Here is a 561-nt window from a genome sequence, read left to right as displayed (position 1 = left end):
GCCTTGCCGGGTGACGCAATGCCGCTGCACTGCCGTGGAGGCAAGCCGGGAGTCCGTCCCGGCGGCCGGGTCACTTTTTTTGCTTCGCGGTATGTGTCAAGGTAGTTGTCGCTGAATTAGTCATGCAGCACGTCGCATCACGGCCGGCAAGGTCTCCTTTCGCTCTGGGTTCAGATACACCACGTCGTCAAGATCCCAATTGCGCGTGGTAGCCGCCCAGCGTTGCGGCCTGGCGGCCCGGGCGGCTTGGTAGACCGCCTTGCGATGCGCCAGCAGCTCGTCGGCCTGACCACGATGGCGCTGATCCGGCGTGACATAGTTCAGGCCGCTGTGGCGATGCTCCTCGTTGTACCAGCGTACGAAACCCGCCACCCACTGCCGCGCTTGCTCAAGTGTCTCGAACGGGCGTTCCGGCCAGAGCGGACAGTATTTCGCCGTCTTGAACAACGCTTCTGCATAGGCGTTGTCATTGCTCACCCGCGGCCTGCTGAACGAGGGCACCACGCCCAGTTGCTGCATGCACGCCAGCATCGTCGCCCCCTTCATCGCCGTACCGTTGTC

At 63.3% G+C, this 561-nt stretch carries 1 protein-coding gene; it reads right to left on the bottom strand.

Going from position 1 to position 561, the window contains the following annotated elements; all coding sequences use genetic code 11:
• Positions 1-120: 120 nt before the first annotated feature.
• The coding region (locus JK635_RS29430) for an integrase core domain-containing protein (RefSeq protein WP_235888366.1) at positions 121-561 on the bottom strand (441 nt) is incomplete at its 5' end.

Source organism: Neobacillus paridis (genome assembly GCF_016765675.1).
Classification (GTDB): domain Bacteria; phylum Bacillota; class Bacilli; order Bacillales; family Cytobacillaceae; genus Neobacillus; species Neobacillus paridis.
The sequence above is the reverse complement of the archived record's forward strand: the minus strand, read 5'-3'. Positions and strand labels throughout refer to the sequence as shown.